This window comes from Polaromonas vacuolata (assembly GCF_012584515.1).
Taxonomy (GTDB): domain Bacteria; phylum Pseudomonadota; class Gammaproteobacteria; order Burkholderiales; family Burkholderiaceae_C; genus Polaromonas; species Polaromonas vacuolata.
This window is the reverse complement of the sequence record NZ_CP051461.1, coordinates 3,088,538-3,110,647: the sequence shown is the minus strand read 5'-3', so window position 1 is coordinate 3,110,647 and position 22,110 is coordinate 3,088,538. Positions and strand designations below refer to the sequence as shown.

The 22,110-nt window shown below is 52.6% G+C and carries 17 protein-coding genes; 9 read left to right on the top strand and 8 right to left on the bottom strand.

What is annotated here, in order from left to right; genetic code table 11:
• Window positions 1-713: 713 nt before the first annotated feature.
• The gene (locus HC248_RS17860; RefSeq protein WP_272953621.1) at window positions 714-839 is read right to left on the bottom strand and encodes a hypothetical protein; all 126 of its coding nucleotides are present in this window, start codon (window positions 837-839) and stop codon (window positions 714-716) included.
• A gap of 91 nt (window positions 840-930) precedes the next feature.
• Between HC248_RS17860 and HC248_RS14160 the strand changes: the two genes are divergently transcribed.
• Complete coding sequence (locus HC248_RS14160) at window positions 931-1,878, top strand: hypothetical protein (RefSeq protein WP_168923035.1); 948 nt, start codon at window positions 931-933, stop codon at window positions 1,876-1,878.
• A 535-nt stretch (window positions 1,879-2,413) separates the two neighbouring features.
• On the opposite strand, the gene HC248_RS14155 is transcribed toward HC248_RS14160, so the two are convergent.
• From HC248_RS14155 to HC248_RS14130, 6 genes are all read right to left on the bottom strand, one after another.
• Window positions 2,414-4,330 carry a chorismate-binding protein gene (locus HC248_RS14155; RefSeq protein ID WP_238342642.1) on the bottom strand — a complete coding sequence of 639 codons (1,917 nt, stop codon included), beginning with the start codon at window positions 4,328-4,330 and terminating at the stop codon, window positions 2,414-2,416.
• A 21-nt stretch (window positions 4,331-4,351) separates the two neighbouring features.
• Entirely contained in the window at window positions 4,352-5,389 is a 1,038-nt protein-coding gene (bioB, locus tag HC248_RS14150; protein WP_168923034.1) for a biotin synthase BioB, read from the bottom strand.
• A 115-nt stretch (window positions 5,390-5,504) separates the two neighbouring features.
• Window positions 5,505-6,695 carry an 8-amino-7-oxononanoate synthase gene (gene bioF, locus HC248_RS14145; protein WP_168923033.1) on the bottom strand — a complete coding sequence of 397 codons (1,191 nt, stop codon included), beginning with the start codon at window positions 6,693-6,695 and terminating at the stop codon, window positions 5,505-5,507.
• A gap of 45 nt (window positions 6,696-6,740) precedes the next feature.
• Window positions 6,741-7,445, bottom strand: a complete 705-nt coding sequence (bioD, locus tag HC248_RS14140) for a dethiobiotin synthase (RefSeq protein ID WP_168923032.1) — start codon at window positions 7,443-7,445, stop codon at window positions 6,741-6,743.
• Complete coding sequence (gene bioA / locus HC248_RS14135; protein ID WP_168923031.1) at window positions 7,442-8,764, bottom strand: adenosylmethionine--8-amino-7-oxononanoate transaminase; 1,323 nt, start codon at window positions 8,762-8,764, stop codon at window positions 7,442-7,444. Before bioA ends, bioD begins: the two co-directional genes overlap by 4 nt.
• Window positions 8,765-9,056: 292 nt before the next feature.
• Entirely contained in the window at window positions 9,057-9,848 is a 792-nt protein-coding gene (locus HC248_RS14130) for an SDR family NAD(P)-dependent oxidoreductase (protein ID WP_168923030.1), read from the bottom strand.
• A 156-nt stretch (window positions 9,849-10,004) separates the two neighbouring features.
• On the opposite strand from HC248_RS14130, the gene HC248_RS14125 reads away from it, so the two are divergent.
• The 6 genes from HC248_RS14125 (at window position 10,005) to HC248_RS14100 (ending at window position 18,461) form a co-directional block, all read left to right on the top strand.
• Complete coding sequence (locus HC248_RS14125) at window positions 10,005-11,192, top strand: acetyl-CoA acetyltransferase (RefSeq protein WP_168923029.1); 1,188 nt, start codon at window positions 10,005-10,007, stop codon at window positions 11,190-11,192.
• Between the two features lie 11 nt (window positions 11,193-11,203).
• Window positions 11,204-12,775 carry an AMP-binding protein gene (locus HC248_RS14120; protein ID WP_238342641.1) on the top strand — a complete coding sequence of 524 codons (1,572 nt, stop codon included), beginning with the start codon at window positions 11,204-11,206 and terminating at the stop codon, window positions 12,773-12,775.
• A gap of 208 nt (window positions 12,776-12,983) precedes the next feature.
• The gene (locus HC248_RS14115; protein WP_168923028.1) at window positions 12,984-14,000 is read left to right on the top strand and encodes a TRAP transporter substrate-binding protein; all 1,017 of its coding nucleotides are present in this window, start codon (window positions 12,984-12,986) and stop codon (window positions 13,998-14,000) included.
• A gap of 17 nt (window positions 14,001-14,017) precedes the next feature.
• Entirely contained in the window at window positions 14,018-15,865 is a 1,848-nt protein-coding gene (locus tag HC248_RS14110) for a TRAP transporter large permease (protein ID WP_168923867.1), read from the top strand.
• A 149-nt stretch (window positions 15,866-16,014) separates the two neighbouring features.
• Window positions 16,015-17,358 (top strand): dicarboxylate/amino acid:cation symporter, encoded by a 1,344-nt coding sequence (locus tag HC248_RS14105; RefSeq protein WP_168923027.1) that lies wholly within the window; start codon window positions 16,015-16,017, stop codon window positions 17,356-17,358.
• A gap of 182 nt (window positions 17,359-17,540) precedes the next feature.
• Entirely contained in the window at window positions 17,541-18,461 is a 921-nt protein-coding gene (locus HC248_RS14100; protein WP_168923026.1) for a MerR family transcriptional regulator, read from the top strand.
• Here HC248_RS14100 and HC248_RS14095 read toward each other — a convergent pair.
• Entirely contained in the window at window positions 18,442-18,885 is a 444-nt protein-coding gene (locus tag HC248_RS14095; protein WP_168923866.1) for an acyl-CoA thioesterase, read from the bottom strand. The two genes, HC248_RS14100 and HC248_RS14095, sit on opposite strands and share 20 nt — an antisense overlap.
• Window positions 18,886-18,922: 37 nt before the next feature.
• On the opposite strand from HC248_RS14095, the gene HC248_RS14090 reads away from it, so the two are divergent.
• Complete coding sequence (locus HC248_RS14090; protein WP_168923025.1) at window positions 18,923-20,794, top strand: ABCB family ABC transporter ATP-binding protein/permease; 1,872 nt, start codon at window positions 18,923-18,925, stop codon at window positions 20,792-20,794.
• A gap of 67 nt (window positions 20,795-20,861) precedes the next feature.
• The gene (locus HC248_RS14085; RefSeq protein ID WP_168923024.1) at window positions 20,862-21,833 is read left to right on the top strand and encodes a LysR substrate-binding domain-containing protein; all 972 of its coding nucleotides are present in this window, start codon (window positions 20,862-20,864) and stop codon (window positions 21,831-21,833) included.
• Window positions 21,834-22,110: the final 277 nt, after the last annotated feature.

Sequence of the window (22,110 nt, the reverse complement as noted above, 5' to 3'; positions counted from 1 at the left end):
TTTTCCATCTTTCCATCTTTTCATCTTTTCATCTTTTCATTTGATATTGATGCTGGACTTTTAATGCGACTTTAATTTATGTTAATCAGGCTGTGCGATTGCAGTTGGCATAGGAGCTGTACATCAGTTGTCGTGATAAAAGCAAAAGCAAAAGCAAATGACTAATTAATAATTTCGGATGCAAAAAAATACTCGAAATGAGTCGATATAAAACGTGTTAAGTATTTCGCAATAGACTGTGGTGATTATTGGTAACAACCCTTAAAAACTTCATTTTTAAAGTATGAAGTTATAGGTTTTAAGATTTTCGTTTCTAAAAAATCTTTCTAATTACCTGTGAATTTGACTATTTACTAAACAATAATTTTCTTATTTTTTATCTAATTTCACTAAGTTTTATTCTGTCGCGTTTACTCGATGCTGTAGGCCGAAAACAAGATGTATTACTTAGTATGAAAATATTAACAAGAACGATTAACCGGGTTTTTGCTGACCTGGTTTTTTGGATTTTTGATTAAGCTGTGTCGCATCTTGATCTAGATTAAATTTTTTACTCAGTATTTTTTTGTAGTCTTTTACTGTCTAAGTATTGTTTCTAGCGTCTCTTTTGAGGCTGAACACTTGATCCAGTTGTTCAAGATTTTTCGATCCATAAAAATAGTGACTTAAGTTTTAAAACTTGTTTTTGACAACAATCCTTGTAGGTAGATTTTTTAAATCGGGCCAAGTATGAATTCAATCCCTAAAGCCGGATCGGCGGTTTTACCTATTTCATTGTCCTTGTCGGCCTCATCGACTTCGTCGGCTGTGACCGATGCCTCTACTTCTTTTGCACACATTGGTTTGTCAACGTCGGTGGCTTTTAGCGTTAGTCATGTCCGCCAACTAACGGCGTTGAGTCCGCGTGTATCCGAGCAAGGCGTTTGTGGGTTGAAAACCAGCTCTCAGTCGCGTAACGTTATCTCAGTACGGTCTGAATTACCTAGGATGGGCAGACAGTCATTTGAAATTGTGGCTAGAAATTATCTGCTTCAGGACGGGAAAAAAAACTCAGATATGCGGCCTAGCACGCCGGCAGATCTGTCTTTTCCCCTCTGCAATAGTTCAGCTAAAACTCATGGTTTGAACGCGCTACCTTTGTCTGTGCTATCTCTTATTTGTGCTTATCTTCCGTCAAAGAATCCAGTATTTACGCTGACGTCTTATCACAGCAATATTCCTAGTTTGTCTGAAGTTAGAGATTTTTTGAGTGCTGCGGGATATGACGCTTCGCAGATCTCAAATGCTCTACTTGCTCGGCAAATACTGCCCTTTGATAAACGCTATTTTCAAATAATCCCACTGGCTGAGCGCAGTTTAGAGATATGCCAAAAAGCAGTTCTAGCCGGTTTCGGTTTAGCGTATGTTCCGTCACACATTCACAAGGACAGCGCACTTTGCCTGATGGCAATAAAAAATAATCCTGAAGAATGGTGCCGAACACCGCAGTCTATAAAAGACAATTCGACGTTCGTTTTTTCTGCTGTTATGGCAAACGGTCTGGTGCTGAGAAGAATGGTGGAGAGCTTTTTCCCCAGTCTGGACTTGTGCTGCGCCGCCGTATCGCAAAACAATTTAGCGATTGATTTTGTACCGCCTATTTATCTTCACCGTCACGAAGGTTTACTCAGAATAGCTGCGCATCAGTATCACATTCAAATCGGCGATTCTTCTGCTCCAAACAACCGTAATCTAAACACAAGTCAGGTGAGAGACCCACTAATTTCAAAACAGCAACGCGCACAAATTCTCAGCATGCAAGCGGATATTTTTTCAGTATTAGATGTTTCTACTGAGAGTTGGCTAACTGATGCAAGACTTCAAGACGATGAGGTTTAGGGCTTAATTTTTCAGCTTATTTTGATATTCCTGCTGCTTGGCAGCTTGATCCAGAGGTGTGCTTAATCGCTATACAAAACGACAGTGCTAATTGGTTTTTCACAGCGCCAGAATTGAGTTTCTCGCCAGATTTTAGATTGTTGGTTGTGCAGATTAACGGCTTGATGTTTGGCAATATGCATCTGCACTTCTCGCCCAGCTTAATGTTGTGTCAGGCCGCAGTGAAACAAAACCATTGCGCGATTGTTTTTGTATTTCATCACTATTTGGAGATGAATACGAATTCAGTCAGGGCTGCTGCGCTTTTTTTTACAATCTCCTGACTCATGACGGTGCTAGCAGTATTTGTCCGGATTCGGGCTCTGAGCAAGCGGTATTTATCTGCCCCGAGTTGCGTGCAAAAACGCTAAGTGTGCATTGTGATATTTTTTTGAAATTTAACTTTCACACCATAGAAATTTGGTTTGACGAGTCTTGATTTTTTGCTTGCTGTGAATTCTGTTGTGTTTTTTATCACAGGGTTTGACTATTTACTTTAAGTGCCCGGTGCAATTTTTGCTGCCAACCATCCGCGCACACTATTAAAAAAAGCCACGCCATCGGCGCGCTGCAAATCAGCAGGCGTTAGCACGGCTTGGCTGATACGCTTTTCGGCGATTAAATAAGTACGGTAAGTGCTTGGCAGTAGGCCGCTTTGCAGTGCGGGCGTGAGCCACTCACCGTCTATGCGCAGTGCTAAACAGCCGCGGGTAAATTCGGTGAATTCACCGCGCTCATTGAGTAGTAGCGTGTCAAAACAGTCAGGTAGCAAACGCTGGTCATAGTGCTGTCTGCGCGTAGTTTTATGCTGCACAAATTCTGCGTTGCTGCTGCGGGTGTCTAGCGCATCTAAATTGATTTTAAAAAACACCGGCTCTGGTGTGACTTCAAGCGCAAAAGCCGCAAGGCTTATCGCACCGCTGCGGGATGTACAAAGCCGCACGCGCCAGCAGCCTGCGTTGTGTTTTTGTGCCAGCGCTTGCAGGGCGGCGGTTACTTCTAGCTTGTCCCAGCGATAGCCAAAATAGCTGGCGCTTTGCGCCATGCGTGCTTGGTGAAGTTCTAGCAGCCAGTAATTACCCTCCTCAAGTCGCAAGGTTTCCAACACATCAAAGGCTTGCGTTGAGCGCTCTAATAATCTTGATTTGTGGGCCAGCTCTATCCATTCATCCTTGGCATTGGCGTAAAAGGTAATGCCGCTACCAACCCCATAGACGGCTTGCCAGGCAGTGTTTAATTCGCTGCTTTTTGCTGTGTCTTGAGCTGATTTTTGAGGTGAATTTTTTAGCGAATTTTGTTGTTCGCTCTGCAATTGATGCGGGTTTTTCTCCAGCATGACACTGCGAATCGGCACATTAAAAGTCGCCGCGCCGCCGGGTTTAATCACGCCTGCCGCACCGCAGTAAACGCCGCGTGCGCCGTCTTCTAAACGCGTTATCCACTGCATTGCACTGGCTTTTGGCGCGCCTGTGATGGAGCCGCAAGGAAACAGGGCGCTAAAAATATCCACCAGCGTGGTGGCAGGCCGCGTGCGGGCGGTGATGGTCGAGGTCATTTGCCAGACGGTGGGCAGGGCTTGGATTTCAAACAATTGCTCAACCTGCACGCTGCCGGCCACTGCAATGCGGCCCATGTCGCTGCGCAGTAAGTCGACGATCATGACGTTTTCTGCGCGCTCTTTGTCGCTGTCCGCCAGCGTTTGTTTGGCCGCCGCATCTTGCACCGGGTCGGCATTGCGCGGCGCTGTGCCCTTCATGGGCTTGCAACTGAGATAACCAGCGGCAGCGGTTTTAGCTGCGTTGCTTGACGTGTCTGGTCGCCAATCAAAAAATAGCTCGGGTGAGGCGCTTAGAAATTGTCTATCGCCCCAGTCTAGCCAGAGTGCGTAGCCGTCTGGCTGAGCCGCTTGCAAACGTGCCATCCAGTCGGCTACATCGCCAGAAAAATCGGCTTCTAGCCGGCCTGTGAGATTGATTTGATAACAGTCTCCAGCCGCCATGGCTTGACGCGCGCTTTCCACTTTGCTGGCGTAATCTCGCTCTGTCATGGAAAACTGCCACGCCGGATTTGCTTCTGCGTCCATGCTTTGACTGCTGGCGTCGCCTGCTGGCCAAGGCAGTGCCGTGTCAAAGACGGCAAACTGTGCCAGTGGCCAGCCCGGCCGGGCTGGGTGACTAATCAGTTTTGCGTCAAAGGCGCTGGCCGCTTCATAGGCCAGCGCGCCAAGGCACCAGTGGCCTTGCGCCGCGTGATTTTCCAACTCGGCTAACAGCGGCAAAACTTGCTCGGGTAGCCAAGCGGTCAGTAGCGCCAGCGGTGACTCAAACCTTGCCCTAAGGCGTTGGCCTTTGGCATTGTCTGGCGGAAAGTCTATAAAGGCGCGCACCTGCTGCGCGGCGCTGGCGTGGGTCAAATAAAGTGCCTCGGCTGGGGATCAGTCTTGCAAGTCGGCGTTGAGTGGCTGCGGTTGACCGGCGCGCAGGCCTAGGCGTTTGAGTAGCTCGATATCGGCATCGGTATCTGGGTTACCGGTAGTGAGCAATTTGTCGCCGTAGAAGATGGAGTTAGCACCGGCCATAAAGCACAAGGCCTGTACTGCGTCGCCCATTTGCTGGCGACCAGCCGATAGCCGAACGCGCGCCAATGGCATGGTGATGCGGGCTGCGGCGATAGTGCGCACAAACTCAAACGGGTCAAGCGGTTCTTGGTCGGCCAGCGGCGTGCCTTCGACTTTGACTAAGTTGTTAATTGGCACTGACTCCGGGTAAGGCGTCATGTTGGCGAGTTGGGCAATTAGTCCGGCGCGCTGCTTGCGTGATTCGCCCAAACCAACGATGCCGCCGCAGCACAGCTTGACGCCAGCGCCGCGCACGCGGCCTAAGGTGTCTAGCCGGTCTTGGTAGTCGCGGGTGGTGATGATGTCGCCGTAAAAGTCGGGCGCACTGTCTAGGTTGTGGTTGTAGTAGTCCAGGCCTGCATCGCGCAGCACTTCGGCATGGCCTTCTTCTAGCATGCCTAGGGTGGCGCAGGTCTCTAGACCTAGGGCTTTAACAGTGCGTACCAATTCGGCTACGTTAGCGATGTCACGGTCTTTCGGCGAGCGCCAGGCAGCGCCCATGCAAAAGCGTGTCGCACCTGCGGCTTGGGCTAATTTCGCAGCTTTTAGGACTTCTTCGGGCTCCAGCATTTTGGAGGCGGTCACACCGGTGTCGTAACGCGCCGCTTGCGGGCAGTAGCCGCAGTCTTCTGGACAGCCGCCGGTTTTGATGGACAGCAGCGTGGCGAATTCGACCAAGGTCGGGTCAAAATGTTTGCGGTGCAGGCTTTGGGCTTGGAACATCAGCTCCGAGAGCGGCAAGTCCAGCAAAGCCTCAATGGCGGCTACGCTCCAGCGCTCCGCAGTTGGTGCTGCACTGTCAGCGCTTGCGGCGCGGGGATGAAATTTCAGCGATTGCTCGGCGATGACGGTCATTCGGGCGGTTTCCTGATGTCTGGATAAGAGGAGGGCAGTGTAAGTCATGGCATTGTCTGTATTCATGCCTGTACGTAACTAAGGGTTATCGTGTTTTTTTGTTTGAGCTGGCGCACTAGGCGATGGACAGCTCTGTCAACGCCTGAACCAGCAGCGCAACGTCTTCCTGAGTGTGCGCCGCCGACAGGGCAATACGCAGCCGTGCCGTGCCCTGCGGCACTGTGGGCGGGCGTATCGCAGGCACCCAAATGCCGCGCTCGGCCAGGCCTTGCATGACTCTTAATGCGTCCTCATTACTGCCAATCACCAAGGCTTGTATGGCGGTGCTGGACTCGCCCAAGCGCCAGTTGGAATTTTTTAGCCCGGCTTGCAAACCCAGACGCAATTGCGCAATCCGCAGCGCTAAATCGCTGCGGCGCCAGTCGTCCTGCGCTATCAGTTTGAGGCTGGCGCTTAGCGCGCTGGCCAGCATGGGCGGTGCGGCGGTAGCAAAAATATAGCTCCGGGTTTTTTGCAGCAGCCATTCAATCAGTGCCTCGCTACCCGCTACAAAAGCACCGGCCACGCCGGCTGCCTTACCCAGTGTGGCCATGTAAAGAACCCGCGCTGAGGCGTTAGCGCCGCTAAGCCCAAACTGCGCCAGCGCACCGCGACCTTGCGGGCCGAGCACGCCAAAGCCGTGCGCATCGTCCAACAGCAGCAGCGCATCGTGCTGCTCGCATAGCGCCAGCAAGGCGGGGATATTGGCGATGTCGCCATCCATACTAAAGACCGCATCGCTAATGACTAATTTGCGTTGCGCTGTGCTGGCGCATAAAGCGGCGCTCAATGCACTTAAGTTGGCGTGTTCGTAAGGCACTATGTCGGCACGCGACAAGCGTGCGCCATCGATCAAGCAAGCGTGATTTAACGCGTCTGAAAACACCGCATCGCCGCGCCCCACCAAGGCCGGAATAATGCCAATGTTGGCGGCGTAACCGGCATAAAAATAAAGCGCTTTGGGCAGACCGACAAAGGCCGCGAGTTCGTGTTCCAGCGTCTCATTCGCTAGGCTGTGGCCACTCACCAGCGGTGATGCACCAGAGCCGGCACCGAATTTTTTGGCGCCTTCGCAAGCGGCCTGAATAATCGCTTCATGACTGGCAAGTCCCAAGTAATCATTGCTGCAAAAAGCCAGCATTTCGCGGCCATCGACCTGCATGCGCGCCGCTACCAAGGGGCTGACTATGCGGCGCTTTCTGCGCAAGTGCTGGGCGTCTAGATCTTTTATACGCGCGGGAAATTCATCTAGCCATGAAGCCTTCATTTTTTGCCTTTGAGAGGTTTTTCTGCGCTAATTTGTTGCACCAGACTAAATCGCCGTGGCGGCCGGATTTGCGCCGCCTAGCGTCCAAGCCGGCGGTAAGTTAAACCGCACTTGCTTGGCGTCCAGCGTTGTTTGATAGGCAATGTCTGCCAGCATGGGCGCTTTCAGTCGGCCTTGCAGCCAGGCGATGTTTTCTTCTTGAGCGGGCATGTGTGGATCTATTCGGTTAACGACCCAGCCTGCGAGTTTTAAACCGGCCGCATGAATCGCCTCTGCGGTCAAAGCTGCGTGGTTCAAGCAGCCTAGCCGCAAGCCAACGACTAACACCACCGGCAGACCCAAGGCTTGCGCTAAATCGGCACCGGTCAGTTCTGTTGACAGCGGCACATGAAAGCCGCCAGCGCCTTCTACCACCACGGCGTCAGCGCGCTCAGTTAGCGCTAAGAAACAGTCCAGCAAATGCGTGATGCTAATGACCACGCCGGCGCGCGCGGCGGCGATATGCGGCGACAGCGGTTCGGGCAAAAGATAGGGGTTGTCTAACTCGGGCGGCACTTTTATGGTTGCTGCGCTGCGTAGCAAAACCGAGTCTTGGTTAGTCCAGCAACCGTCGATTTCCTCGCCACCAGCGGCAATTGGTTTCATGCCCACTACGCGGCTGTGATGTTGGGCTAACGCGTGCAGCAAGGCGGTGCTGACCAAGGTTTTGCCGACACCGGTATCGGTGCCGGTGACAAAGCAGGCGATCATGTTTTTGCCTCTTCCGTTAAGGTGGTGTTTAGCGCTGCTAATGCGCCGTTGGCTAAGCAATCGATGGCTTCTTCATCGAGTAAGTACGGCGGCATGGCGTAAAGCGTTTTGCCGATGGGCCTTAGCAGTACGCCGTTGGCCAATGCGTGGGCGTGAAAGCGGCGCGAGAAATCCTGCCTTTCGCTGTCTATGTCCCAAGCCCAAATCATGCCGCTCTGCCTTGCATTGCGCACACTGGAGTGAGCCGTCAGTGGCGCAAAAGCTTGGCTAATATTTTTAGCCAGTGTCAGGTTTTGTGTCAGCGTGTCTTGCAGATCAAACAACTCCAGCGTGGCCAGCGCCGCACGGCAGGCCAGTGGGTTACCGGTGTAGGAATGCGAATGCAAAAATCCACGCGCCATCTCGTCGTCATAAAAAGCTTGGTAGACGGTGTCGGTTGTCAGTACCGCCGACAGCGGCAAGGTGCCGCCGGTCAAACCTTTGGACAGACAGATAAAGTCTGGCAATATGCCGGCTTGCTGGTGCGCAAACATGCTGCCCGTGCGGCCAAAGCCGGTAGCGATTTCATCGACGATTAAATGCACTTCATAGCGCGTGCAGAGTGCGCGTGCTAGGCGCAAATATTCGGGGTCGTGCATCGCCATGCCGGCGGCGCACTGCACCAAGGGCTCAAGAATTAATGCAGCAGTTTGCGCGTGGTGCTCGGCCAGCCAGACTTCAAGTTGCGCCGCGCTGCGAATGGCGACATCTTTGCCCGTCTCGCCGCCCAGTGCTTGCCTAGCGTCTGGGTTGGGCACGGTAGCGGCTAGTCGCACCAGCGGTGCATAGGCTTGGCGAAACAGCGGCACATCGGTGACCGCTAACGCACCCACCGTCTCGCCGTGATAGCCGCCAGCCAAGCCGACGAAATGCGATTTTTCTGGCCGTCCGCTATTGCGCCAAAAATGCGCACTCATTTTCAGTGCAATTTCGGTCGCTGAAGCACCGTCGCTGGCATAAAACGCATGACCTAAACCGGTGAGTTTGGCCAAGCGCTCAGACAATTCAACCACCGGTGCATGGGTGAAGCCGGCCAGCATCACATGGTCTAGGCGCGAGAGTTGATCCGTCAATGCGGCCGTGATGTGGGGGTGGCAATGGCCAAACAAATTGACCCACCAAGAACTCACACCATCGAGATAGCGTTGGCCGTCATCTGCGTAAAGCCAAGGGCCGTTGGCGCGGGCAATCGCTATTGGCGCGGCGTCTTCGTGGCGTTTCATCTGGGTGCAGGGGTGCCAGACGCTTTGCACGCTGCGTGCTGAGAGGGAGGACTTCATGCTAGCTTTTGATGGTCAGCCTCGCAAAACAAGAGCGCTGACAGGGAAGTGGATATTTTTGAGACGTTAAGTCGTCAAGCAGGCGATTATGGCGCACAGCTTAGCGCCCACACTTGCTTTTGTAGCGCAAAAATCCAAATCCAGAAAAGCCGAGGCTATTAGCGCTAACAAGCGTTAACAAGAAAAGCGTAGTTTTTAGCCGCATTGGCGTTGGCGGCTACGGGTGTGTTCGCGCTCTTATGCTGGACTTGGTCGTCTGGCTAGCGGTGTGCAAGCTTGGCAAAAGCACAACTCAAGCCGCATTAGCATCCCGGCGCAACGTCGGCAGGCCCACGCCTGTCGCTTCAAATCCGCCATCAACCGCCAGCACTTGGCCATTCACATAGCTGGCTGCTGCGCTGCACAAAAAGCCCGCGACCTGAGCGATCTCTTCGGTCGTGCCGTAGCGGTTCAGAGGAATCGTGTCGTAGTAGTCCGAGCGTATCGCCACGCTATGCACTAGTTTTGCCATGTCGGTGTCGACTGGGCCGGGCGCAATCACGTTTACCCGAATGCCTACTGAGCCTAATTCCACTGCCTGCTGCTTGGTCAGTTGAATCAAAGCTGCCTTGCTTGTGCCATAGGCCACGCGCAGCGTGCTGGCGCGCAAACCGGAGATCGAGGCAATATTGACAATGCTGCCGCCTTTGCCTTTTAGCATCAGCGGCACGCAGGCTTGGCTGCATAAAAAAGTACCATCGAGATTGGTTGAGAGCACGTGACGCCATTCGGCAAAAGTGGTCTGACCAATCGGTTTGAACACGGCCACGCCAGCGTTGTTAATCAGCGCATCAATGCGGCCGTATTTTGCGTCAATCTGTGCGACGGCGGCATCGACTTGTTCGGGCTTAGAGACGTCGCAGTGAAGACACAAAACTTCTTCTTTAAGTGCGAGTGCTGCCTCGGTTTTACTCAGTGTCTGCTGGTCTATGTCTAGCAGCGCAATACAGTAACCGTTGGCCAGAAACCATTTGCCGATTGCCAAACCTATGCCGCGCGCGCCACCGGTAATGACGGCGACTGGCTTTGAAGAGTGTGTTGTCAAACCATGACTCCTGAAAATAAAAAATGTGCGTTATTTATAACTGATAGCGCACTGCGCGGGAGCAGGGGTTTTGCACTATGGTTTGACGATTGAACGTGAATTAGTATGTATACATTGTATTTTTCATTACATTTTTTTTGATGTTCAGGAATCCAGATGTCCGCTTTTCAACTACCACCGGTTCACATCGTCGGCTGGTCACATTCAAAGTTTGGTAAATACGACGCGATTGATAGCGAGACTTTGGTGGCAGAGGCAGTCGCCGCCGCACTGGCCGATGCTGGCTTAGACGCAGAGCAGATCGACTCGGTCGTAGTAGGTACTTTTAACGGCGGCTTTGTAAATCAAGACTTTCCCTCATCGCTGGCGATTAACGCCCAACCCGGTCTACGCTTTAAGCCTTCGCTGCGCGTAGAAAACGCTTGCGCTACCGGCTCAGCGGCGATTTATACCGGCATGCAATCGATACGTTCTGGGGCGTCTAAGCTGGTGTTGGTAATTGGCTTTGAGCGCATGAATGGTTTGCCCACTGCCGAAGTGGGAGACGTGCTGCTCAAGTGTTCATACGTTAAAGAAGAAACTTCAAGCGCCGGTTTTGCTGGCGTTTTTGGCAATATTGCACAGCAGTATTTTGATGTCTATGGCGACGCCAGTGACGCGCTCGCCCGGCTCTCGGCCAAGAATCATCACAATGCCATGGCCAACCCTTACGCCCATGTGCGGCGTGACTTGGGCTTTGATTTTTGCAATACCGTGAGCGAGAAAAATCCGTTAGTTGCCGGCCCCTTGCGCCGCACGGATTGCTCCATGATTACCGATGGTGCTAGCGCCATGATTTTGTGCAGCGACAGCGCGCTTTTGGCCGGCAGTTTCAAACGCGCTGTGCGCTTTCGCGCAGCCCAACAAGTCAATGATTTTTTACCCGTTTCGCGGCGCGATATTTTAAAGTTGGAAGGCGCGCAACTAGCTTGGAAAAAAGCGCTGGCTCAAGCCGGTTGCAGCTTAGATGATTTATCGCTGGTCGAGACCCATGACTGTTTCACCATTGCTGAGTTACTTGAAGTCGAGGCCATGGGGCTGGCCGGTCCCGGTCAAGCGCCGGCCTTAATTCGCGAAGGCCAAACCGAGCGCGGTGGCCGCTTGCCGATTAATTTGTCTGGCGGGTTAAAAGCCAAAGGTCACCCGATTGGCGCGACGGGTGTGTCCCAGCATGTGATGGCGGCGATGCAACTGGTTGGTGAGGCTGGCGACATGCAGCTGGCGAATGCACAACTGGCTGGCGTTTTTAATATGGGCGGCGTAGCGGTGGCCAACTACACCAGTATTTTGGAACGCTCGCGTTAATGTCAACGCTTATGTCCGGACTCACGCTCGCCGGTATGCCGCAAGGCTTGGATCGGGTCATGAATCTGGGGAATTTACTCACCCAAACAGCGCGCAAATATCCGTCACGGCCGGGCTTGATTCGGGGAGAAATCAGTCACACATGGGCGCAAATTAATGCGCGTGTCGATGCCTTAGCAAGGCATTTTCAAACCCTTGGCGTGCAGCCCGGCGACCGTATTTTGGTGCAGTTGGTTAACGGTTTGGCGCTGTTTGAATCGGCTTGGGTCGCGTTTAAATTGGGTGCAGTTTGGGTGCCGGTGAACTACCGCTTGACGCCGCCGGAAGTGGCTTTTATTGCGCGCTCAAGCGGCGCAGTATTGATGCTTTCGCAATCGATATTTGCCGCTCATGTTGAGCTGGCACAGCTTGAGGCGCCACAACTGCGTGAAGTGTTGTGGGCGGATCAAAACGACTATGCCGTCATTGCGTCAAAAGCCGGGGAAAGCTTTGTTGCCGCTGAGGTGACGTCGCAGCATCCGCTGTGGTTCTTTTTTACTTCTGGCACTACTGGCAGGCCCAAAGCTGCCGTCCTCACGCACGGGCAATTGGCTTTTGTGGTGACTAATCATTTGGCCGATTTACTGCCGGGTTTGACTCAAAATGATTGCTCGCTGGTGTTGGCGCCGCTGTCCCACGGGGCGGGTATTCATGCGCTGCTTAATGTGGCGCGCGGCGCGGCCAGTGTGCTGCTAGAAACGGAGAGCCTCAATTGCGCAGCCGCATTTGCGGCGATTGAAAAACACCGCGTGGGCAATATGTTTACCGTGCCCACCATACTCAAACGCTTGGCGCAAGACCCGGCTGCGCATGACTTTGATCACAGCAGTTTGAAACATGTGATCTATGCCGGAGCGCCCATGTATCAAGCCGATAGACAGCGCGCGTTAGCGACTTTTGGGCCGGTGTTGGTGCAGTATTTTGGCCTCGGTGAAGTCACCGGAAACATCACCGTGTTGCGCGCTGATGAGCATGCGGGCGAGGCGCCAGTAGGCAGTTGCGGTACCGCGCGAACTGGCATGGAAGTGGCGATTCTCGATGCGCAATGCCAGCCGCAAGCCGTCGGCGTAGAAGGTGAAATCTGCACCCGTGGGCCGGCCGTTTTTGCGGGCTACTGGGACAATCCTGAAGCCACCGCAGCGGCGTTTCGTGGTGGCTGGTTTCACACCAGTGACTTGGGTGTGATGGATGCGCGCGGTTTTATAAGTATTACTGGGCGCAGCTCAGACATGTATATCTCAGGCGGCTCCAACGTCTATCCGCTGGAGATTGAAGACGCTTTGTTGCAGTTGCCCAGCATCGCAGAAGCTGCGGTTTTTGGCCTTGCTGATGCACAGTGGGGTGAGGTCGGTGTGGCGGTATTGGTGGCGCGCGGCACAGCACCAAACAGCGCCGCCGTGCTGGCACATTTGCAAACCTGTTTAGCGCGCTACAAGTTGCCGCGTCACATTGTATTTTGGGATGAGTTACCCAAAAGTGCTTACGGAAAATTAGTTAAAAAAGATATTCGCGCTTTGTATTTGCGCGATGTATCAGCCATTTAGCAGTGTCTTTAAAAAGATAAAAAAAGTTTCTTTATTGATTTTTCGGAATGAAAAAACTGATTTTTAGAGCACACTTCACTTTTAAAAAAACAATTTCTTAGCAGCGTAATAAAAATAAATACATTGACTTAAGGGCGGCTTTAAAAAACGCTTTTAGTTGAGTGAGGTGTTTTGTAATTCAACCGTAGACAAAATCAGGAGACTTCATATGACAATTTCTCGCCGTCAATTACTCGCTAGCGCTTCTGCTCTTAGCTTGCCGACTTTGGCCATGCATTCTGCCTTTGCGCAAAAAGCACAGTTCACCTTAAAGTATGGCAACAACTTGCCAGTCACCCATCCCATGAATACGCGCGCCGCTGAGATGGCCGCCAAGATCAACGCCGAGTCCAAGGGCCGAATTGATTTTCAGGTCTACCCGAATAATCAGCTTGGTAATGACACCGATATGCTGTCCCAAGTGCGCTCTGGCGCCATGGATTTTTTCACCCTCTCACCGCTGATTTTGGGCACCTTGGTGCCGGCTGCGCAAATTAGCGGCGTGGGTTTTGCTTTTAAAGATTACAGCCAAGTGTGGGCGGCAATGGATGGTGACTTAGGCGCCCATGTGCGCAAGGAAATTTCCGCTACGTCTTCGGTGTTTGCGTTTGAAAAAATTTGGGATAACGGTTACCGCCAAATCACTACCAGCACCAAGCCAATCAATACGCCGGAAGACCTCAAGGGAATGAAAATTCGTATTCCGCCTAGTCCGTTTTGGGTCTCCATGTTTAAGGCTTTTGAGTCCTCACCAGCGACGATTAATTTTGCTGAGGTTTACTCATCGCTGCAAACCAAAGTCGTCGATGCGCAAGAAAATCCACTGGCTATTATTTCAACCGCCAAACTTAATGAAGTACAAAAATACTGCTCTGTGACCAACCACATGTGGGATGGGTTTTGGTTTTTAGGCAATAAAAAATCGTTTGAAAAACTACCGCCTGACTTACAAGAAATCGTCACCCGCAACGTCAATGCAGCGGGCTTGTTAGAGCGTGCCGATGTGCTGGCCTTAAATGACGGACTGCAAGCGAGTCTTAAAGCCAAGGGCATGCTGTTTAACAACACTGACGCAGCGCTGTTTCGCAGCAAGCTGCGCAGCGCTGGGTTTTATGCTGACTGGAATAAAAAATTCGGTGAAGCGCCTTGGGCGCTGCTGGAGAAATACACCGGCAAACTCGCGTGAGCGGCGCACCGCATGGGATGGGCTTGACTGGGTCGGTCGGTCCGGCTTGGGTAAGGGGCTTCGATGCGGTGCTAGGCCGATTGGTTGAAATACCTGTTGCGTTATTGGTGCTGGCCGACATAGGCGTGCTGTTCGCTGGCGTCGTTTCGCGTTATTGGTTGCATAGTCCGCTGCTGTGGTCGGACGAGTTGGCCTCGATTATGTTTTTGTGGCTGGCCATGCTGGGCTCTGTTGTCGCCTTGCGGCGCGGCGAGCACATGCGCATGACGGCCTTAGTCGCTAAGGCGGGTCCGCAGCGACGCGCGCTGCTGGAACTGGTCGCTGTCGCCGCGTGCCTGTCTTTTCTTTTGATGGTGGCTTGGCCGGCTTGGGAATACGCGGCCGATGAGCGCGCCATCACGACGCCTTCATTGGGGATTTCCAATCTTTGGCGCGCAGCGGCTTTGCCGGTGGGTATTGCACTGATGGCGGTGTTTGCCGCGCTGCGGCTATTGCGTGTGAGTAACTTTTCGCAGTCGCTGCAAGCGGTGGTGTTGGTCACAGTTATTGCTTTGGTCTTTTGGTTGGCCAGTCCTTTGTTTGCCGATTTGGGTCGGCTTAATTTATTGATTTTTTTTGTCGGTTTAGGGGGCGCTTGCGTCTTTGTTGGCATACCGATTGCGTTTGCGTTTGGACTGGCGACTTTTGCTTATTTAGCGCTGAGCACCGGCACACCTTTGCCGGCGATAGTCGGCCGCATGGACGAGGGCATGTCGCATTTGATTTTGCTGGCCGTGCCGCTGTTTGTTTTTCTTGGCCTGTTAATTGAGATGACTGGCATGGCGCGGGCCATGATTGCGTTTCTGGCGAGTTTGCTGGGCCATGTACGCGGCGGCCTATCTTATGTGCTGATAGGTGCGATGTATTTAGTCTCGGGTATTTCGGGCTCTAAAGCGGCTGACATGGCGGCGATTGCGCCGGCGCTTTTTCCGGAGATGAAAAAGCGCGGCGCAAAACCGGGTGAGTTGGTTGCGTTGCTGGCGGCGACTGGCGCGCAGACCGAAACCGTGCCGCCTAGTTTGGTGTTGATCACCATAGGTTCAGTGACCGGCATTTCAATTGCAGCCTTATTCACCGGCGGCTTATTGCCCGCTGTTGTGCTGGGCTTGATGCTTTGCGCGGTGGTTTGGTTTCGTTATCGCCATGAGGATTTAAGTCAAGTGCAGCGCTCGCCTTGGCCGCTGGTGGGCAAGCTTTTTCTGATTGCACTGCCATCACTGGCTTTGCCGTTTGTGATTCGCGCTGCGGTGATAGAAGGCGTGGCGACGGCTACTGAGGTGTCGACGATTGGTATTGCTTACTCTGTGATCGCTGGGTTGTTGATTTATCGGCAGTTTGATTGGCGCCGTATTTATCCCATGTTGTTAGATACGGCTTCGCTCTCGGGTGCAATTTTGCTGATTATTGGGACCGCTACTGCCATGGCCTGGGGTTTGACGCAGTCGGGCTTTTCGCATTTGCTGGCCCAAACCATGGCCGGTTTGCCGGGCGGCAGTGCTATGTTTATGGCCGTGTCTATTTTGGCGTTTGTGATTTTGGGCTCGGTGCTGGAAGGCATTCCCGCCATTGTGTTGTTCGGCCCCTTGCTGTTTCCTATAGCGCGCGCTTTAGGCATTCATGATGTGCATTACGCCATGGTGGTGGTCTTGTCAATGGGTCTGGGTTTGTTCGCGCCGCCGCTGGGTGTGGGTTATTACGCGGCGTGTGCGATTGGGCGCGTCAGTCCGGATGAGGGCATTGGGCCTATCGTTGGTTATTTGGTGGCCTTACTGATTGGCACGATTGTGGTGGCCTTTGTACCTTGGCTTTCAATTGGCTTTCTTTGAGTTTTTGCGCGACAAGTCTTTGCTTGATGTAATGCTTAAAATTATTTGAAGCACTACCTAGGCTTTGACGCATAATGCGCAATTTCTTATTCACTCTCCAACAAGCGCCGAATCTGTTTGGCGGAAGAGATATAACTAGGTAGCTCCTCATGGCGACAGCCACAAAAAAACCCGCATTTTATAAATCTCTGTACCTGCAGGTGCTGTTCGCCGTTGTAGTGGGCATACTCTTAGGTCATTTCTATCCGCAGATTGGTGCGGACATGAAGCCGCTAGGCGATGGTTTCATCAAGCTGATAAAGATGATCATCGCGCCGATTATTTTCTGCACTGTGGTGGTCGGCATTGCGGGCATGGAGGATATGAAGAAGGTCGGCAAGACCGGCGGCTTGGCGCTGCTTTACTTTGAGATCGTCAGCACTTTGGCTTTGATCATTGGTTTGGTCATGGTCAATGTGATCAAGCCCGGCGTTGGCATGAATATTGACCCGACCACACTAGACGTCAAAAGCATTGCCGCTTACACCGCGCCAGGAAAAATGCAAGGCACAGTCGACTTCTTGTTGGCCATTATTCCTACTTCGGTAGTAGATGCGTTTGCCAAGGGCGAGATTTTGCAGGTTTTGCTGTTCTCCATCTTGTTTGGTTTTGCGCTGCACAAATTTGGTGGTCGCGGCACTATGGTGTTTGACTTTATTGAGAAAACTTCTCATGTGTTGTTTGACATTGTCGGCATCATCATGAAGGTCGCTCCTATCGGCGCTTTCGGTGCCATGGCTTTCACGATTGGTAAATACGGCGTCGGCTCACTGATTTCCTTGGGCATGTTGATGGCTACCTTCTACGGTACTTGCTTGATCTTTGTCTTCGGTGTGTTGGGTGTGATTGCCAGGGTGCACGGCTTTAGTATTTGGAAATTTGTCAAATACATCAAAGAAGAATTGCTCATTGTGTTGGGCACTTCGTCGTCTGAGTCGGTACTGCCGCGCATGATGCAGAAGATGGAAAACTTGGGCGCACGCAAGACCGTGGTTGGCTTGGTGATTCCTACTGGTTACTCATTTAACCTCGACGGCACGTCCATCTACCTGACCATGGCTGCGGTGTTTATTGCCCAAGCCACCAACACGCCCATGACACTGATTCAGGAAATCACGTTGCTTGCCGTGTTGTTGCTCACCTCTAAAGGCGCAGCAGGTATTACGGGCAGCGGCTTTATCGTGTTGGCCGCAACCTTGTCAGCTGTTGGTACGGTGCCGGTTGCCGGCCTAGCCTTGATTTTGGGTATTGACCGCTTTATGTCTGAAGCCCGCGCCTTGACCAATTTGGTCGGCAACGGCGTGGCAACACTGGTAGTGGCTAAATGGACGGGCGACTTGGACACCAAACGCATGCATGCGGGTTTGAATAATGAGACTTGGATAGAGGCTCAAGAGCCGGAAGTGTTGCTGGACAAAAAAGTCGAGCATATGCATGTGAAAAAATCTGAGTAATAACTGACCCAGTCGTGCGCTCAATAGCGGGCGTAACCGCTAGCGCAACATCGACTTTTAGTGAACTTTCATAATGGGTTTGTTACATAGCTCTACTTGAGTAGAGCTTCGATTCAGTATTTAGTAAGTATGATTAACATTCGTGATGTTTTACATGCCCACTTATCTCTGACTCGACGACCATGACCCCATTCCATTTGCCGCTAGTTTCGATCGGATTGGTTGAGCGCGAAACCGGTTTAAATCGCTCTACCTTGCGCCGCTGGGAAGCAATCTACGGTTATCCCTGCCCCGTACGTGCGGCCAATGGGGATCGCATGTATGCACCGCAAGACTTGCCGCGTTTACAACTCATTAAACGTTTGCTAGAACGCAACTTACGCCCTAGCGCTGTGGTTGGGCTCAGTCTTGAAGAATTGATGGCGTTGGAGATAGCGCATCCCGCGCCTGTGGTTGATGCGAACGAAGAAGCCGCGCACGCTTGGGTGATTGAAGCGCTACTCAATATCCGCAGCCCGGATACCAGCCGTCTTAAACGTACTTTGACAAACGCGCTTCAGGCACAGGGCTTGAAAGTGTTTGTAGTCACTACGCTGCGTACCTTGAACAATGCGGTGGGCGCAGCTTGGAGCGCTGGTCTGGTGTCCGTTTTCCAAGAACATTTTTATACCGAGACCATGGCGAGCTTTTTGCGGGAGGTCTTGCTGACCTTAAAGCCGCAACCTAATCGTCCCTGCATAGTGCTGACCACACCGCCTGGCGAAGCGCATTACCTTGGCTTGTTGTCGTTGCAGGTGTTAATGGCTCAAACCGGTTGCCGCTGCGTTGCGTTGGGCACGCAAACACCGGCCGCAGAAATCGCTGCTGCGGCCAAGCACTATGGCGCCGATGTCGTGGCGCTGTCTTTTAGTATTTCCTTTCCTGCCCGCCAAGTCCGGCCTTTCTTGCATGACTTGGCGCAGCGTTTGGAATGCCCGACTCGTATCTGGGCTGGTGGCGCCGGTGCGCAGCGGCTCAAGAACTTGCCAGTCGGGGTTCAGACTTTTTCCAGCATGGATGCTGTGCAAGCTGCTTGCGTGGATTTCAGTCCTCGGTTTTTGTGATTTTTCGTGGTCGGCCAAAATCGTCTATGGCCACATACGTCAAGCTCGCTTCGGTGACTTTGACGTATTGGCGCTGCTTGCTGAAGTGCTCGGCAAAGACTTCAACCTGCACCGTGATAGAGGTATTACCCACTTTGGTGACGCTGGAGAAAAACGACAAGATGTCGCCCACCCGCACTGGCTGCTTAAAAATGAACTGGTTCACCGCCACGGTAGCCATGCGGCCTTCGACGTAGCGCGCCGGGATCACAGAGCCAGCTAGATCTACTTGAGCCATCACCCAGCCACCAAAAATATCGCCATTGGCGTTGCAGTCCGCTGGCATGGGAATGACTTTAAGCACTAGCTCCTTGTCGGTGGGAAGCGGTACGGCTGCGCCTGGTGCGGGTTTAGCTATGGGGTCGGCACTCAATGGGTTGGACATAGGACAATCTGCGAAGAAATTAAAAAGAGCAATTATCATGCGCGGCTATCAAAGCACCCCTTCTTCTCAGGAAATTACTTCTTCCCAAATTGTTACTGGCTCTGCCGCAGCACCAGTGCCAGCTGCTGGGCGCGGCGACTGGGAGACGCTCAAACGCCTTTTCCCCTATCTCTGGGACTATAAGTGGCGGGTCATTGCAGCGCTGAGTTTTGTGCTCGCCGCCAAACTTGGCAATGTGGGCGTGCCGCTGCTGCTTAAAGATTTGGTCGACTCAATGAGCATCAAACCTGGCAATGTGCAAGCGGTGCTAGTCGTTCCGGCGGCCTTGCTGCTGGGTTATGGTTTGCTGCGATTGTCAACTTCGCTGTTTAGCGAACTACGCGAATTGGTGTTTGCCAAAGCCACCGAGGGCGCTTCACGCAAGATATCGCTAGAGGTGTTTCGCCACCTGCATGCGCTGAGTTTGCGGTTTCACCTTGAGCGCCAAACCGGCGGCATGACGCGCGACATTGAGCGCGGCACGCGCGGCGTGCATTCGCTGATTTCATATTCGCTCTACAGCATCTTTCCGACTATCTTTGAAGTCGCACTGGTGCTGACGCTGCTGGCGGTCAAGTTCGACGCCATGTATGCCTGGATTACGCTCACTGCACTGGCTTTCTACGTCACCTTTACTGTGACGGTGACCGAGTGGCGCACTAAGTTTCGCAAGGAGATGAACGAGCTAGATTCCTCGGCTCACAGCCGCGCGATTGACTCGCTGCTCAATTACGAGACCGTCAAATACTTTAATAACGAAGACTTTGAGGCCAAACGTTACGACGAAAACCTCAACCGCTACCGCCGCGCTGCGGTCAAAAGTCAGACCACGCTGAGTCTGCTCAACACCGGCCAACAACTCATCATCGCGGTGGGCTTGGTCGCCATGCTTTGGCGTGCGACGCAGGGCGTAGTCGATGGGCGTATGACGCTGGGTGACTTGGTCATGGTGAACGCTTTCATGATTCAACTCTACATTCCGTTGGGTTTTTTAGGCGTGATTTACCGCGAGATCAAGCAAAGCCTGACCGATCTGGACAAGATGTTTAACCTGCTTGAAAAAGAGCGTGAGATTGCCGATCAACCCGGTGCGCTACCCCTGCAAATTGACGGCGAGCCCACGGTTCGGTTTGAGAATGTGAGTTTTGCCTATGAGAGTTCGCGGCCAATTCTTAAAGGTGTGAGTTTTGAGATACCGCCCGGCAAGACGGTTGCGGTGGTGGGCTCATCGGGCGCTGGCAAATCGACCTTGGCGCGCTTGCTTTATCGCTTCTACGACGTACAGCAAGGCCGCATCACGATTGCCGGACAGGACATCAAGCAAGTGACTCAATCGAGCGTGCGCCAAGCCATAGGCATAGTGCCGCAAGATACGGTTTTGTTTAACGATACGGTGGAATACAACATCGCTTACGGTCAGACCGGCGCCAGTCGTGAGCAGGTTATATCTGCCGCCAGAGCGGCACGCATTCATGACTTTATCGCCTCTACACCGCGCGGCTACGAGACCATGGTCGGTGAGCGCGGATTAAAACTCTCGGGCGGCGAAAAACAGCGCGTTGCAATTGCCCGCACCTTGCTGAAAAATCCGCCAGTGGTGATTTTTGATGAGGCTACCTCGGCGCTGGACTCAGCCAATGAACGCGCCATACAGGCCGAACTACGCACCACGGCGCAAAACAAGACCACTCTGGTCATCGCCCACCGACTGTCGACGGTGGTCGATGCGCATGAAATTTTGGTCATGGAAGTTGGCTGCATTGTTGAGCGCGGCACGCATTACCAGTTGCTGGCGCTAAACCAAAAATACGCCAGGATGTGGCTGTTGCAGCAAAGCGCAGAACAAGAACTCGAACAAGGCGCAGAGTGAAGTCGTATACAAATTTTGGCCTAAATCGGCCACGTTTACTGCGCTTGCGCAAAGCATAATCTCGGCCATGGATTCCAAATGGTTAGAAGACTTTATCTGCTTGGCTGAAACGCATAATTTCAGCCGTGCAGCGCAACTACGCCATGTCACTCAGCCCGCTTTTTCTCGCCGTATACGGGCGCTTGAAGTATGGGCCGGCGCTGATTTGGTTGACCGCACGACTTACCCGGCGCGCTTGACCGCTGCGGGCGAGACTTTGCGAATCCAAGCGATGGAAATACTGCAAGTGGTGCAGTCAACCCGTGCCATGCTCAGAACCTATGCCTCAGTTGGCCAAGACGTGATTGAGTTTGCGCTGCCGCATACGCTGGCATTTACCTTTTTCCCGGCGTGGGTCGGCGGGTTGCGTGAAAAGTTCGGCCCCATTAAGAGTCGGTTGATCGCGCTCAATGTGCACGATGCAGTGTTGCGCTTGGTCGAAGGCAGTTGCGATTTGATGATTACTTACCATCATGAGTCCCAGCCTTTTCAATTAGATCCCGCGCGCTACGAAATGGTTAGCTTGGGCCAAGAGCTGCTCGCCCCCTATGCCAGGCCTAACGCCGATGGCGAACCTGAATTCAAATTGCCTGGGCTGCCAGGTCAGCCACTGCCTTATTTGGGGTATGCGCCCGGTGCTTATCTGGGCCGCATGGTTGACCAAATACTCAGGCAAACCGCATCACCCGTGCATCTGGACAGAGTTTATGAAACCGATATGGCAGAGGGCCTTAAGGTCATGGCGCTTGAAGGCCATGGCCTAGCTTTTTTGCCTTTTAGTGCGGTGAAAAAAGACTTGCGTGCCAAAAAATTGGTCAGCGCCGGCAGCGGTATGGAAGTGACCATGGATATTCGCGTTTATCGTGAACGGCCAGCGTCTAGAGACGCCGTCAAAGGCTCAGCTCAGGCGCTTTGGACTTATCTAGAATCTCTTGCCAGGTCACAAACGGTGACACGATCGAGACGACCAAAAATCGCGGACAAAGCAGTGTCACCCTAGTAGAAACCCTTGCTAGTTATGATGCAGTTGCATAGACCGCTTTAAAAACGGCATTGGCTTTTTGATGTGATCGGTTTTACAGTTTCGGCTTGTTAATTGCCACAGTCATGCACGGTGTTTCAAGCTGGCATGAATGCTGCGTCGATATTTCGGCACTAGTTTTACTGTCTTTGATAGCCGTCCGCGAATGATTTGACGTGTAACGGCACAACGCAAGTAAATTCTGCTGTGATTGCCCTTTCCTTAGTAGCGATTGCTTAGTCTTCCGATAGAATTC